The 14,399-nt window shown below is 46.7% G+C and carries 10 protein-coding genes; 5 read left to right on the top strand and 5 right to left on the bottom strand.

What is annotated here, in order from left to right; all coding sequences use genetic code 11:
• Nucleotides 1-17: 17 nt before the first annotated feature.
• Complete coding sequence (mnmC, locus tag RBK99_RS10650) at nucleotides 18-1,838, top strand: bifunctional tRNA (5-methylaminomethyl-2-thiouridine)(34)-methyltransferase MnmC2/FAD-dependent 5-carboxymethylaminomethyl-2-thiouridine(34) oxidoreductase MnmC1 (RefSeq protein WP_317504587.1); 1,821 nt, start codon at nucleotides 18-20, stop codon at nucleotides 1,836-1,838.
• Here the strand turns inward: mnmC and RBK99_RS10655 are convergent.
• Nucleotides 1,803-2,087 carry a YfcL family protein gene (locus RBK99_RS10655; protein WP_317504588.1) on the bottom strand — a complete coding sequence of 95 codons (285 nt, stop codon included), beginning with the start codon at nucleotides 2,085-2,087 and terminating at the stop codon, nucleotides 1,803-1,805. The two genes, mnmC and RBK99_RS10655, sit on opposite strands and share 36 nt — an antisense overlap.
• A 103-nt stretch (nucleotides 2,088-2,190) precedes the next feature.
• On the opposite strand from RBK99_RS10655, the gene fldB reads away from it, so the two are divergent.
• Entirely contained in the window at nucleotides 2,191-2,712 is a 522-nt protein-coding gene (fldB, locus tag RBK99_RS10660; protein WP_317504751.1) for a flavodoxin FldB, read from the top strand.
• Nucleotides 2,713-2,717: 5 nt separating this feature from the next.
• Complete coding sequence (locus RBK99_RS10665) at nucleotides 2,718-5,120, top strand: zinc-dependent metalloprotease (RefSeq protein ID WP_317504589.1); 2,403 nt, start codon at nucleotides 2,718-2,720, stop codon at nucleotides 5,118-5,120.
• A gap of 18 nt (nucleotides 5,121-5,138) precedes the next feature.
• Here the strand turns inward: RBK99_RS10665 and RBK99_RS10670 are convergent, their stop codons facing one another.
• The 3 genes from RBK99_RS10670 to RBK99_RS10680 all read right to left on the bottom strand — a co-directional run bounded on the left by RBK99_RS10670 (nucleotide 5,139) and on the right by RBK99_RS10680 (nucleotide 10,079).
• The gene (locus RBK99_RS10670; protein WP_317504590.1) at nucleotides 5,139-5,531 is read right to left on the bottom strand and encodes an acyl-CoA thioesterase; all 393 of its coding nucleotides are present in this window, start codon (nucleotides 5,529-5,531) and stop codon (nucleotides 5,139-5,141) included.
• 40 nt (nucleotides 5,532-5,571) lie between these two features.
• Complete coding sequence (locus RBK99_RS10675; protein ID WP_317504591.1) at nucleotides 5,572-7,803, bottom strand: S9 family peptidase; 2,232 nt, start codon at nucleotides 7,801-7,803, stop codon at nucleotides 5,572-5,574.
• Nucleotides 7,804-7,934: 131 nt separating this feature from the next.
• On the bottom strand, nucleotides 7,935-10,079 hold the full coding sequence (locus RBK99_RS10680; RefSeq protein ID WP_317504592.1) for a TonB-dependent receptor: 2,145 nt from the start codon (nucleotides 10,077-10,079) through the stop codon (nucleotides 7,935-7,937).
• 159 nt (nucleotides 10,080-10,238) lie between these two features.
• Here RBK99_RS10680 and RBK99_RS10685 point away from each other — a divergent pair, with 159 nt between their 5' ends.
• A complete protein-coding gene (locus RBK99_RS10685; protein WP_317504593.1) occupies nucleotides 10,239-11,885 on the top strand; it encodes a M28 family metallopeptidase in 1,647 nt (548 codons plus the stop codon).
• Between the two features lie 123 nt (nucleotides 11,886-12,008).
• Nucleotides 12,009-13,712 carry a bifunctional ornithine lipid synthase OlsF gene (olsF, locus tag RBK99_RS10690; RefSeq protein WP_317504594.1) on the top strand — a complete coding sequence of 568 codons (1,704 nt, stop codon included), beginning with the start codon at nucleotides 12,009-12,011 and terminating at the stop codon, nucleotides 13,710-13,712.
• On the opposite strand, the gene RBK99_RS10695 is transcribed toward olsF, so the two are convergent.
• Nucleotides 13,694-14,395: a UDP-2,3-diacylglucosamine diphosphatase gene (locus tag RBK99_RS10695; RefSeq protein ID WP_317504595.1), complete on the bottom strand. Its 702-nt coding sequence runs from the start codon at nucleotides 14,393-14,395 to the stop codon at nucleotides 13,694-13,696. The genes olsF and RBK99_RS10695 overlap by 19 nt on opposite strands.
• Between the last annotated feature and the right edge of the window lie 4 nt (nucleotides 14,396-14,399).

Below are 14,399 nucleotides of genomic sequence, written 5' to 3' on the forward strand. Positions count from 1 at the left end.
AATCATGGGATAGCCACTTGAATTCGAATTCGTTTGTCCAGTTTAACGAGCAAGGCGTACCCGTTTCCACTACTTTCGACGATATTTATTTCTCTGTCGAGAGTGGTGTTGACGAAAGTCAGTACGTATTTCTCGCTCAAAATGGATTACCTGAACGCTGGCAATCTCTCCCGGCTCACTATTGCTTTACTATTGCTGAGACCGGTTTTGGTACTGGATTAAATTTTCTTCTCGCCTGGCAACATTTTTTAGAGCATGCTCCAACTAGCGCACGACTTCACTTTGTCAGTTTCGAAAAGTTTCCGTTATCGCGCCAGCAGCTTGAGCAAGCTTATCAGCTATTAGTTGCTGTTGCGCCTCTTAGTTCCGAGTTTCTGAATCATTACCCATCAACTAATCCAGGCTGCCATCGAATCATCTTATCACAAGGCCGCGTGATACTGGATCTTTGGATTGGTGACGTGAATGAGCTACTACCGGAGTGGCTTCCGCAGGCACAACAAAAAATCGACGCTTGGTTTCTCGATGGCTTTGCCCCGGCAAAGAATCCAGAAATGTGGCAATCATCACTTTACCAGGCAATGAAGCAGACTGCGCATAGCGCGACAACTTTCGCTACGTTTACCGCAGCAGGCAGCGTTAGAAGAGCGCTGCAACAAAATGGATTTACAGCCACTAAAGCAGCTGGCTTCGGCCGTAAACGAGAGATGCTCCGTGGTCACTACAACGACATTGAAAGTCAGCATAAATACAATGACCGGCGCAGTGTCACCATTATTGGCGGGGGTATAAGCGCTGCTTGCTCTGCTTTGTCGCTTAAACAAAGAGGCGTCAGTGTCAGAGTCATTAGTACGGGTATTGCCGATGGCGCGTCAGGTAACTCTCAGGGTGCGGTATACCCGCTACTGCATGCCGAGCATACACCGCTCAGCCGCTTTTACTGGCAAGCGTTTTCAACAGCCAGAAGCCTCTATAGTAACTTTTGCAGTGACAATTGGTTCCCGACCGGAGTGATGCAACCCGCGTTCAACGAGGATAAAGTAAAGCGCTATGAGCGCATCGCAAATGAACTTTATGCTAAAGACACCGTTCGATATTTGCAGCCAGCCGACGCAGAGATAATCGCAGGGTTACCGTTGGCCATGCCAGCACTTCATTATCCCAAAGCGGGCTGGTTAAGACCGGCAGCGGTGGTCAAAGCCCTTCTAAAGGCGGCGGACGTTGAACTCATTGAAGCACCCGCTCAAACGTTGAAACAGACTGACAACGGCAATTGGCAGATAACCTTGGGCGATGGAGACTCATTACACGCCGAACGCGTCGTCCTTGCCACCGGTCATCACATCAATTCACTGCTACCAGCAAATATAGACCCATTGCCCATACAGCCTGTTCGTGGTCAAGTGAGCGTAGTAAACACAACGCCCGAGCTCTCTTCACTTAAAACAGTTTTGTGCTTTAAAGGGTATTTAGTTCCTGCGGACGGCAGTAGCCATTGTGTCGGCGCTACTTTTAATCGCGATAACGACGAATTAAAGTCAACACCTGAAGACAACAGGGAAAACCTACAACAGCTTGCCGCCAACGCGAAAGAATCCTGGGCCGAATCTCTTGAAGTGACGACACAAAGGGTGTCCATTCGGGCTACGACTCCCGATCATCAACCGATTATCGGACCTATCGCCGAAAACTTACACGTTTTGACCGGGCTTGGCTCGCGAGGCTTTACTTCAGCCCCTATTCTAGCTGAAGTCATTGCCTGCCAATTAACCGGAGAGTTGGTGCCTTTAGGCCAGGATGCGCTACGCCGCATTTCCGTTAGTCGCTTTCAGCGCTAATTTATCAAGCACATTATTAATATGAGCTTGATCCGCGGGAGATAGCTCATGACGAGTCTTATACACTGCTTCGCGCAAGGCTGGCATAATATTTTCGGGCTGCGTATCGCCCGACATTTCCAGCTGAGCAACAACAAGATCAAAATGCCCGCGTAAATAACCACAAGCAAACAGTTCATCGTCTGTACCTGAAACCACGGCGTCATCAAATACCGTTTCAAGTTGCTCCACTAATTGATCAAAGCCCATACTACTCCCCGTCCAACAACAAAGGCGCTCATTCTAACGGTCTTTTTGTTACAATGCATCCGCATCACAGACTCAACGCATGACAGAGGTATCAATTATGTCCCTGGAAATTGGCTTGTTTTATGGCTCTACCACCTGCTATACCGAAATTGCCGCGGAAAAAATTCAGCAAGCCATAGGCGAGGACATTGTTCAATTATTTGATATTAAGGACACCCCTCTAAAAAAAGCTGAACAGTTCGACATTCTCATTTTTGGTATTTCCACTTGGGACTTCGGCGAACTTCAGGAAGACTGGGAAAGCCACTGGGAAGACATCAACCATATTGACTTACAAGGAAAAGTGGTCGCACTCTATGGTATGGGAGATCAGGAAGGCTACACCGATTGGTTCCAGGATGCACTTGGAATGCTGCACGATGCTATAGCTGGTCACGGATGTAAACGCATCGGCTTCTGGCCTAATCAAGGCTACGAATTTGCGGCTTCCAAAGCATTGACCGCAGATAATACTCAGTTCGTCGGTTTATCACTGGATGAAGACTCACAATATGAGCTATCAGATGAACGTATCGAACAATGGACCACGCAAATTTTAGAAGAAATTGCTGAACAATTAGGATAACAATAATGCAACGCTTTCTATCAAAAACCTTGCTGCTATTCATGTTGCTTGTCTCAGTAACTGCGGTAGCACAAACAGAGAAAAACACCATAGAAGCATTCACCTCATCCTTTGAGAAAAAACAAGGGTTCTTCACGTTTTACCACGATAAGGCTGACGCCCAGTTTTACCTCCAAATACCTAAGAAAGGTCACCCGTTTATCTTTCAAACCAGTCTTCCCTGGGGTCTAGGTTCGAATGACATCGGCCTCGACCGAGGGCAGCTTGGCGAAACCCGCCTCGCCTCATTCCTTATTGAAGGTGATAAAGCGCTACTGTTGCAGCACAACACCCAGTTTCGTGCACAAACCAGTAACCCCGCGGAAAAAAACAGCGTTGATCAAGCATTTGCCGATGCCGTGCTGTACGGGTTTGATGTCGTTGCCAGCAACGAAGAGTTTGTTTTAATTGACTACACCCCCTATCTGCTAAGTGACGTACATGGTGTGAGTGAGCGCTTACAGCAAACGAGCCAGGGGCAGTTTAAGGCCGATACCAGTCGCTCCATTATCTACCCTGAACGCAGCAAAGCTTTTATCAACAACACTGAGCTCGAAGCAAAAGTGACTTTTGTCGGAAATGGAGAAGGACAGTGGGTTAATCAGGTGGCTGCCAATGCCGATGCTCTTTCTCTCCATCTGCACCATTCCTTTATCAAATTACCTGACACCGATTATCAGCCACGTGACTTTCACCCAAACAGCGGTTTCTGGGCACACAGTTTTAAAGACTATGCCGCGCCGCTTGGCGAATCGATGCTCGTACAATATATTCCCCGCCATCGATTGAATAAGAAAGATCCAATAGCCTCGTTAAGCCAAGCGCGTGAACCAATCGTTTACTACCTTGACCCGGGTGCACCTGAACCGGTAAAGACGGCGCTACTTGAGGGCGCTCGCTGGTGGTCCGAAGGCTTTGAAGCATTGGGCTATGAAAATGCATTTCAGGTCAAAGTATTACCAGAAAATGCCGACCCTATGGATGTACGCTACAACGTAATTCAATGGGTCCACCGGGCCACCCGAGGCTGGTCATATGGCTCTTCTGTCATTGACCCGCGTAGTGGTGAGATAATCAAAGGCCATGTAACCTTAGGCTCACTGCGCGTTCGTCAGGATATGAAAATTGCTGAGGGACTACTGACCCCATTTATTGAAGACGCCAGCGAAAGAAAGGAAGCCGTAAAGGCAATGGCATTGGCCCGTATCCGTCAGTTAAGTGCTCACGAAGTAGGCCATACACTCGGTATTGCTCACAACTTCGCTGCCAGCACTTCCGGCAGAGCTTCTGTCATGGACTACCCGCATCCATTAGTCAGTTTGACCACCGATGGCTCGCTTAATTTAACCAACGCCTACACAGAAGGTTTAGGCCTGTGGGACAAACAAGTATTAGCCTATGGTTACAGTGACTTTGGGGGGATGCCATCGTCGGCCGATCAGCTCAACCGAATATTAGCGAAAAATAAATCTCTTAATCTTAGTTTTATTTCAGACCAGGATGCACGTCCTGCCGGTGGCGCTCACCCTTTCGCCCATTTATGGGACAACGGCAGTGATCCGGTTACCGAGCTTGAGCGATTGCTGTCGGTTCGCCAGCAGGTGCTGGAGAACTTCAGTAAAGACATGTTAGAACCTCAACAGCCGCTCAGTCAGTTACAGGCTATTTTCGTACCAATCTATTTGCTGCACCGGTATCAAACCGAAGCTGCAGTAAAATGGCTGGGAGGTGTTAATTATCGCTACTACATGGCACAAGACGCAACCGATGACTACCAGCCGGTTAGCGCCGCCAGACAACAGGCGGCACTTAAACAGCTGTTAAAAACTATCCAGGCAGAAACCTTACGAGTGCCAGCCCACATTAAACAGTGGCTGGTGCCAATGGCCTACGGCCAGAGTTCGTCACGTGAGTACTTCGATGGCAAAACCGGGGTAATACCCGATACGGTCAGCATGGCAGCCAGTGCAGCGGACCATAGCTTACAATTAATGCTCAACCCTCAACGCCTGAACCGGTTAATTCAGCAACACGCAAATAATGAACGGGTGCCATCAGCCAGTCAGCTGATGTCTGAACTGTTCACTACCGTCTTTATCGACTGGAAACAGGCAAAAGGCGAGCCGCTTCAACAACGTTTATTGGCAACCGTTATCAATGCGGAAATCAGAGCAATAGAGAATTCAGCTCTGGCGGTAGAAGCCCGGTTGATAATGCAAGCCGAACTGGTTAAGCAACAACGCCAGCTTGCCGAATCCGACTCTTTATTAGTTCAGCAGCTCGCCAACGACATCAATACGTTTTTGACCGATGGAGAGTGGCCAGAACAGTACGAACCCGAGCCATTACCCCCAGGTTCGCCAATCTAACAAATATTCCAGGGCCGCTTACAGCGGCTCTGGCATATCGTCTAACTGCTCTTTGGTTTTACCATGCGGTGTTGGTTGACGGGTCTCCGGATCAATATGAACAAAAACAATGTCATCAGCGGTACAAATATTCTGCTTAGTGTGTTTGTTACGTACCAAGCAGGTAATGGCTAATGACGTGCGCCCTACTGACTTCACTTGTAGGCCAAATTCGACCACGTCGCCCTGAAATGCTGACGTTTCAAACGTAATAGCACCAATGTGCTTGGTTACCAAGCTTTTCGCTTCTAATTGACAGCTGGCAAAAATATAAGCTTCCTCATCAATCCATTCTAAAATACGACCACCAAACAACGAACCGGCAAAGTTCAAGTCATTTGGCATAACCAGTCGGCGGGATAAAAAGCGCATAGTCACTCCTTGTTAGTGGAAGGTATGTACATATTATAACCTATTGTTCGCCAATGGTTTGTTGAAAAAATTGAGCAATCATTGAATACAAATGAATTTTTGTATTACGCCCGTTAATAGAATGCTTTTTACCTGGATAATTCATCATCTCAAAAGGCTGAGCATTATCCTGCAGCTGCTTATACAATTTCGTGCTGTGAGTGAACAGGACGTTGTCATCCGCCATGCCATGATAAATCAGCAAATCGCCTTTTAAGTTTTTACTGTAAGGAAAAACCGACGACATTTCATAAGCACTGCCCTCTCCGGGCATCCCCATAAATCGTTCAGTATAATGCGTATCGTATAAGCGCCAGTCTGTTACTGGTGCGCCAGCAACGCCAGCCTGAAAATGATCCGGCGCTTTGAACATTGCCAATAACGCCATGTAGCCGCCATAGCTGTGACCATAAATTCCTATACGATCTTTGTCGACATAAGGCAGGCTTTTCAAATAATTAACTCCAGCCACCTGATCGGCTATTTCCGGCGTACCCATATTTTTATAAATAGGTGCTTCAAACTGTTTTCCCCGATTCGCCGAGCCACGGTTATCCAGTGTGAAGACAATGAAGCCCTGTTGCGCCATATACTGAACAAACTCACTGCCCCAGCTTTTGGTCACTCTCTGAGCCCCGGGCCCCCCATAAACGTAAACCAGCACTGGGTACGTTTTTTCTGCATCGAAGTCTGTCGGTTTGGTTATCTTGTAGTAAAGCGTTTGTCCATCTTCGGCCTCCAGTGTTCCAAACTCAGGATAACGCCACTGCTTCAAATAAGGAGATAACGGGTGACTCTCATTTAGCCTATTTTCGGCCAACCACGCCAGGTGATTCCCGGTTGGCCCATGCAAACTGACCTGTTTTGGTTGCTCAGGAGAAGAAAAAGTATCAATGTACGACCGTTCGTTCGCCGCAAACTGAATATCATGCATTCCCTCTCGCGAGGTAATTCGCGTTGGGTTCGCCGCAGAGTTGGCATTGAGCTGCGTACGATAAAGATGAGACTCAAGTGGCGACTTTTTCCGAGCCGTAAAGTAAATAGTGCCGGTACTTTCATCAACAGCTTCCAGTTCATCAACTTGCCAGTCTCCGGAACTGAGTTGACGAATTAAAGACCCGTCTAAGCGGTAAAGATAAAGATGTTTAAACCCACTGCGTTCTGAGGCCCAAATAAAATGTTTGTTATCGTCTAAAAAATACAGATCATTGTGCAAGTTTAGCCAAGTGTCCGCGGTTTCGGTCAGTAGCTTTTTTCGAGTTTTATTCTGGTGGTTATAAAGCCAAAGCGTGAGCCGCTGTTGATCACGGCTCTGCCACTGGTAACTAAGGCGATTGCTGTCACCAACCCATTTAACGCGTGCTAAGTAACCATCATCAAGTTTACCCAACTCTAACCAATCCATTTTCTCGTCAGCAAGCTGGTAAATACCCAGGTCTATTTTGACATTCTCACTGCCGGCAAAAGGGTAACGTTGCTGTACAGTCTCAATTCTGTCTGCGTATATTTCGCTGCGAGTGGCCAGAGGGACCGGTGTTTCATCTACTTTTGTCAATGCAATTGAAGACTCATCCGGTGCCCACCAGTAGCCCGTCATGCGATCCATTTCTTCCTGAGCAACAAACTCGGCCATACCAAATTTGATGTTTCCGTGGCCCTCTGTTGTGACAGCCGTTTCCTGACCACTGGCAATATCAACAAAGTACAGGTTTTGCTCACGAATAAAAGACACATAGTTGCCCTGAGGAGATAACTTAACGTCTGTTTCAAACGCTTCTGTTTTAGTCAGTTGACGCGCTTTCTCTTCACCTGGTCGGTAATAAAAAACATCGCCATTATAAGGAAACAGTAACGCCTCCCCTGTTGCAGACCACGTGTAATCAATAATGCCACTGCCGCTTATGCGCTGCCTTTCCCGACGGGCTTTCTCTTCATCGGACAACTCAACGTCGCCAACCGCCAACTGGTCAACTGACACCAACTGTTTGTGTTCACCCGTTTGAATATTATATACCCAAAGGTCGTAACGCTGCGGGCTTTGTTCGCTACCCTGCAAATAGGAGAGGTACTTCCCGCCAGGAGCAAACTCGAGTGCCCGGGGCGTTTCCCCGGTCAGGCTGGGCGCACTAAATAGTCGCTCAATGGTGAGCTCTGCGGAATAAACAGAAAAGCTTAAAGCACAAAAAATGAAAACAGTAACCGTCTTAATTCCACGGTTAAGCATGAAAGGCATAATTTTCGATCCAACTGTGAGTCTATTACTGCTTATACTAACAAAGTTGTGGATGAAAATCGGTTGGCTGCGGTGAAATAACACGAAAACGCTATCGCCGAATTACGACGACAGCGTTATTTAAGGCGGAATTAAAACGTGATAGAAACACCAACCTGAAAGCGACGTCCGGTAACAGGCGCATCATCTTTTAAGAAAGAGCTGTGCACAAAACCTAATTGATCAGTTAGATTCTCACCCTCGAGATAAAGAGTCGCACCATAATTGGCTAGCCAGTCAGGGTACAAGTTGATACGGGCGTTCAATAAACCATAAGCATCCGTTACGGTCTCGTTCTGAGTGATTTTGTCCTGCTCAAGAAAGCGAGTATAACCAATAGAACCGTCCCAACTAACCGCCTGGTAACGCACTTCAGTACCAATTCTCTGTGCAGGAATTCTCGGTAAATTGTCACCATCGCGCTGTTTAGCCCGCGTATAGTCACTAAAGCCATGCAAGGACCAGTTATCCGTCAATTCCCAGTCTAATTCAATTTCATAACCATAGAGTTCAGCATCAACCTGAGAAAACTTAACAACTTGTAATTCGCTGCCATGCAAGTGCTCATCTTCATGAGGCTCTTCGTTAGCAGAGTGAGCATCATCACTGTGAATTTGCCCGCTGTCGATTCCGAGAAAGTCATCGTAAATAAAATCATCAACCCGGTTGTAGAACAGGTTCACGTTTGCATGGAAACGTTCGTTTTCATAATGAAATCCAGCATCAATATTGTTTGATGTTTCTGTCTCTACCGAAACATCGTTTGATTCAATATGATATTCGCCGTTGCTTTCTTCATGGAGCGCATAAGCAAGCCCTAGCTCATAAGTACGAGTAGCAAAGTGGTTACCATTAGCAAACACTTCATTACCTGTCGGGGCTCTTTCCGCATGACTTAAATTAAACGAAACTGAGGTATGGTCACTGAAATGATATAGGTATCCGGCAGAAGCGGAAGTCGCATCATAAGTCTTCGTCCCGAGCTCTTCAGCAGAAAGCTTGGTATTCTCGTGACGAATACCTAAATCAACGTGATGCGCACCAAACTCACGCTCAACCACCCAGAACAGCCCCTGAGTTCGGCGTGATGTATTTGGTGTAAAGGCTTCATCACCCACCGCAGATTTGTCACTGATATCCCATTGCCAGCCAACAGCACCTTTCCAGCCAGCAATCGCTTCGTGTTGAGCAACCAGCCGTATTTCTTTTTGTTCATTTTCAAACTGCGTACCAACGAGGCCTGCTTCTATTTCCTGATGCTGATAGTCCGTTAAGGCGCCACGAAAATCAATTCGGTTAAAACCACTAAACGGATTGCGCCATTGCCCTGCAAACTGAATACGTTCTTGCTCTAAATCGGCATATGGACCGGCCTCCTCACTATGAGCGACCTCCTCAAGGGCTGGTTTATCAGCATGCTCATCTTCTTCATGCCCATGTTCATGGCCAGGAATACCATATTCCTGGTAAATACCCTGATATGAAACACCGAAAAAACCGTCGTCAAATTGATAACTTGCGCCAACTGTTCCGCCCTGTGCGTCAATAAAAGTATTCTCAACATGATCAACTTTTTCACCTTCGTCATTAATAAAGGTGGGGGTTTCATAATCATTAGCCGAACGAATAAAGGCATCCGTATAAAGAGCCCAGCGACCATTCCCTATTTGCAGGTCATAGGAGCCCTCTTTACTTTCGTTGTTGGTCGAACCGGAAATGTTAGCGTTGCCCTGCAGTCCATAAATTGGTTCTGACGGAATTCTATTGTCGACTACATTGATCACTCCGCCAATCGCACCACTGCCATACAGCAAGGTTGCAGGCCCTCGCAGCACCTCTATTTGTTGAGCCGTGCTGGTTTCTGTTGTTACTGCGTGATCCGGACTACCGCGTGACACATCACCAGTATCCAGGCCATTTTGAGTAATTTTTACTCTTGGTCCACCTAATCCACGAATAATCGGGCTACCCGCGACGTTAGCGAAGTGCGTATTGTTAATTCCTGGCTCCATCGCCAGAGTCTCACCCAGGCTATGCGCATGCAATTGTTTGAGTGCATCCCCGGAGATAATGTTAATTGGCTGTGCCGACTCAAGTGCGGTCTTATCCAACGGACTTGCGTTAATAACAATGACCTCATGGTCATTAATATGCTCATGTTCCTCATTCTTTTGCTGCTGTGCTTGCGCAGCAGCACTCGTTGCTAGTAAAGCTAAAGTTAACGCATTCAGTTTCATAAGGTACTCCAGTATAACGACCTTTATTGTGATAATATAACATTACAAAACATTGATACGTTTTGCAACACTCTTTCAATTATCCGCTCTGGTTGTCTGTTAACTGCTGCGGTACACTAGGTTAGTATTTACGATAAAAATAAAATGAAAGGATATAACATGAAGCCATCCCATATTCTTCTGCCCGCCACGTTAAGCCTGCTGGTTGCAGCTTGCGGTGCGCCAGAAACAAAATCACAACCCGTCGAGGTTCGTGCTGAAGAATCTAATATCCGTGCTCACCTGGAGTTTCTTGCTGACGATGCGTTAAAAGGTCGCCAAACCGGAAGCGAAGGTCACGAAATCGCCTCCAACTACATTGTTTCTGAATTTATCGAGCTGGGTCTTGAGCCTGCGGGCGACGATGGCAGTTATTATCAACGAGTTCCTTTTCGCAAAAGTACGCTGAAAGAAAATAGTGCCAGCATGAGCTACAAAAGCGACGGAAAAGTTATCGAGTTTGAATTTCCCAAGCAGTTTATTACGGGCCCAAGTCATTACAGCGAAAAAGACGAAGTAACGGCACCTTTAGTGTTTGTTGGTTACGGTATGGAAGCCCCTGAATTTGGCCTTAATGACTACGAAGGGCTTAACGTTGACGGAAAAATTGTCGTCATGTTAACGGGCCGCCCAGGTTTCTTACCCAGCGAAGAAGGCGCACACTTAGCCAATATTAAAGGCGACATTGCGCGTGAAAAAGGCGCTGTGGGTATTATTACGCTACATACGCCAGTGCGTGAAGAAACCCGGAAGTACGAAACCAGTATCTATTACACAAAAACACCTCGTATGACATGGCTAGGCCCAAATGGCTTACCAAAAGGTGAAGAACAGCAGCTAATGGGCTCTGCTTATCTTGACGATGAGCCAGCTAAAAAGTTATTCGCTGATGCGCCAACCTCCCTTGACAAAATTTTTGAAAGAATTCAGGAAGATCCCGACTTTTCCCCTGAAGGTTTCGCACTTGACGGTACAGTCACTCTGGCTCGTGAATCGCGCCATGAAGAAATCACCAGTCCAAATGTTGCAGCCGTTCTCCCTGGCTCTGACGAAACGTTAAAAGACGAATACGTACTTTACACCGCTCACTCGGACCATATTGGTGTTATTAAAGATATGAGCCGTGAAGATAATATTAATAACGGCGCTTTGGATAACGCTAGTGGCGTGTCTGTTATGCTGGAAACCGCTCGCTTGTTCGTTGAGTCAGAAAAAGAATTTGACCGTTCAATCATGTTTTTATCGGTTACCGCCGAGGAAAAGGGATTATTAGGTGCGGACTACTTTGCTAATAACCCTACGGTTCCACTCAACAGCATCGTTGCCAACGTCAATCTGGATATGCCAGTATTGATTTATGATTTTGCTGACGTGATTGCGTTTGGTGCTTCACATTCGACCTTAGGCGAAACGGTGAGTGAAGCAGCACAAAATTTTGATACAACTCTGAGCCCGGATCCAATGCCTGAGCAAGCTATTTTTACGCGCTCAGATCACTACACCTTAGTGAAAAAAGGAATTCCAGCGGTCTTCTTAATGACCGGCTTTAATTCTCGTACAGAAGGTGAAGATGGTGGTGAAGTTTGGGGTAAATTCTTTGCCGAGCATTACCATAAGCCAAGCGACGAAGTAAGCCTGGGTATTAACTATGAAGCCGGAGCGCGCTTTACCAATATTAACTTCGCTATCGGTAAGTCGATTGCAAATGCTGAGCAACGTCCACAATGGCTGGAAGACTCATTCTTTGGTAAACAGTTTAAAGACTAAATTATAATAACCACATTACTTAATTTCTAAGGGACCTCAGGGTCCCTTTTTTATTTCTTACCGTCATTAAACTGTCATTAACTCCCTCTACGCTTTTACTATCAATAGCTGCCGGAGCACTTGATGTTATCTGTCGAGAAAGTCGTTAATGACAACCTTCCCCGCATTAAAGGGAAACCCTGGTTGGAAAAGCCAACGACCTGGGTGTTACGTAACCTTTTACATGAAGAGGACATACAAGCGTTCGGAAAGAGTGTTCCGTCTTTAGAGGGTATCGACTTCGTAGAACACGCTCTGGATTACTTTAGGTTCACCTATGCGTATTCATCGCAAGAACTGGATAATATTCCAGTCAGCGGACGTTTAATTATCATTGCCAATCACCCTATTGGCTCTCTGGACGGTTTGGCTTTACTTAAATTAGTGAGCGAAGTACGAAGCGATGTGAAAATTGTTGCGAACGAATGGCTCAGTACACTGGAAGCTTTAGACTCACTGCTGTTACCCGTTAATGTGTTCGGCGGCAAACCTAGCCGAAAAGATATTCGTAACATACACGCTCACCTACACAATGATGGATGCATTATTCTCTTTCCAGCCGGTGAAGTCTCGCGCTTAAGGCCTAACGGCGTACGCGATACCCACTGGCAAAGCGGCTTTCTAAAACTCGCCAAAGCCACTCAGAGTGACATACTTCCGATAAGGCTGGAGGCCCACAATTCGGCTTGGTTCTATACCGCCTCTATGGTCTACAAGCCCTTAGCAACAATGCTCTTGGTTAAAGAAATGTTCCGCCAACAATGCAAACAAGTTAAGTGTCATATCGGCCAGAGAATACCGCTTGAAGCATTTTTTCAACAAAGTCTCAATACTCACCAGCAAGTCAAACTTTTTAAAAAGCACTTGTACCGACTAGGAACTCATAGGAAACCCATTTTCCCCACCCAAACTGCCATTGCTCGTCCCGAACCGCGGCAACCATTAAAAGCTGCGGTTGAAGCCTGTGAATTACTCGGTCAAACTCCCTGCGGAAAAAGCATTTATTTGTATGAATTCACCGGCAGCTCCCCTATTCTCCGGGAAATTGGTCGCTTGAGAGAAATTGCTTTTCGTACGGTCGGCGAGGGAACCTGGCGTAAACGCGACCTGGACGAATACGACACCTGGTACATGCACCTGATACTCTGGGATCCGGATGACCTGGAAATTGCCGGGGCCTACCGCCTGGGCGACTGTAAAAAAATCATTAAGTCTCACGGACAAAACGGGCTATACAGCGACGGTTTCTACGAGTTTACCAATGCAATGACCGCAATTCTCCCGCAAAGCCTTGAACTAGGCCGTTCATTCGTACAACCCAAATACTGGGGCAAACGTAGCCTCGATTATCTGTGGGTGGGCATTGGTGCTTTACTACGAAAACATCCTCGTTACCGGTACCTGTTTGGTTCTGTCAGTATTAGCAATGCCCTGCCAAAAGACGCCCAGGGCGCTTTAGTCAAATTTTATAGTACTCACTTCCCGCCTCAGAGCCCAATGGCCAAAGCCAAAATTCCTTACAGTTTAAACACCGACTCAACCGTGCCTGACTTTAGCGGTCACCATTACGCTGAGGAGTTTGCTCTGCTAAAAAGTTATATGGCCAATATAGGATCTGCCATTCCGACACTTTACAAACAATACTCTGAGTTATGCGAGCCCGGCGGTGTTCAATTTCTGGAGTTTGGTGTTGATCCCGACTTTAATCATTCGATTGACGGGCTGGTGCTGGTGGATATAACGAAACTGAGCGCGAAGAAGCGCAAACGCTATCTGGAAATAAGATAAGCACTGGCTTGCTGATACCAGTCACCTAACACAATGCGTTTGGCGGAAGTCCCATCAGGTAGTGTAAAGCAATGCACTGCCGGACGGTGTGTATGACCATGAATTAACTGCTTAACGTTATGCTTTTGCATCACCCGTAAAACTTCCGGGTGCTGAGCGTCCATTTTATAAAGTTGCGCCGGGGTCAATTCCGGTTGTTGGCTGCTGGACTTTTGTCTTAAACGATTCGCTATCCGCATGCGCCAGGATAAAGGCAAATTACGCATAATTACCTTAACCAAGCCATTTTGAATAAATGAACGATAACGCAAATACCCCTTATCTAAAGTGCATAAAGTATCGCCGTGCATGAGCAACACTCGCTCACCATATAAATCAATAACGGTTTCATCGGGCAACACAGTTAAGCCCACCTCTATGGCAAAGCGCTCGCCCACCATAAAATCACGATTACCCGCCATAAAATACAGGCGTACGCCATTGTCGCTCAGTTGCTTAAGATGCGCTTTAACTTGTGCCGCAAACTCACTGGTGTCGTCATCACCCAGCCAGGCGTCGAACAAATCACCCAGAATATAAAGTGCGTCAAGCTGCTTATGTTGCTGACAAAAATCACCAAAGGCAGCCAGAATGTCTGGCCGCCCCGGGCTTAAATGCAAATCAGCAATAAAGCCAGTGGTCATAAGA

It is taken from the genome of Idiomarina solivarensis, assembly GCF_033052755.1.
In the GTDB taxonomy this organism is placed as follows: Bacteria; Pseudomonadota; Gammaproteobacteria; order Enterobacterales; family Alteromonadaceae; genus Idiomarina.

Bases quoted from the DNA above. Each gene is read 5' to 3' on its own strand.
- RBK99_RS10655 (WP_317504588.1), bottom strand. From the start codon at position 2,087: ATGGGCTTTGATCAATTAGTGGAGCAACTTGAAACGGTATTTGATGAC.
- RBK99_RS10665 (WP_317504589.1), top strand. From the start codon at position 2,718: ATGCAACGCTTTCTATCAAAAACCTTGCTGCTATTCATGTTGCTTGTC.
- RBK99_RS10670 (WP_317504590.1), bottom strand. From the start codon at position 5,531: ATGCGCTTTTTATCCCGCCGACTGGTTATGCCAAATGACTTGAACTTT.
- RBK99_RS10675 (WP_317504591.1), bottom strand. From the start codon at position 7,803: ATGCCTTTCATGCTTAACCGTGGAATTAAGACGGTTACTGTTTTCATT.
- RBK99_RS10680 (WP_317504592.1), bottom strand. From the start codon at position 10,079: ATGAAACTGAATGCGTTAACTTTAGCTTTACTAGCAACGAGTGCTGCT.
- RBK99_RS10685 (WP_317504593.1), top strand. From the start codon at position 10,239: ATGAAGCCATCCCATATTCTTCTGCCCGCCACGTTAAGCCTGCTGGTT.
- olsF (WP_317504594.1), top strand. From the start codon at position 12,009: ATGTTATCTGTCGAGAAAGTCGTTAATGACAACCTTCCCCGCATTAAA.
- RBK99_RS10695 (WP_317504595.1), bottom strand. From the start codon at position 14,395: ATGACCACTGGCTTTATTGCTGATTTGCATTTAAGCCCGGGGCGGCCA.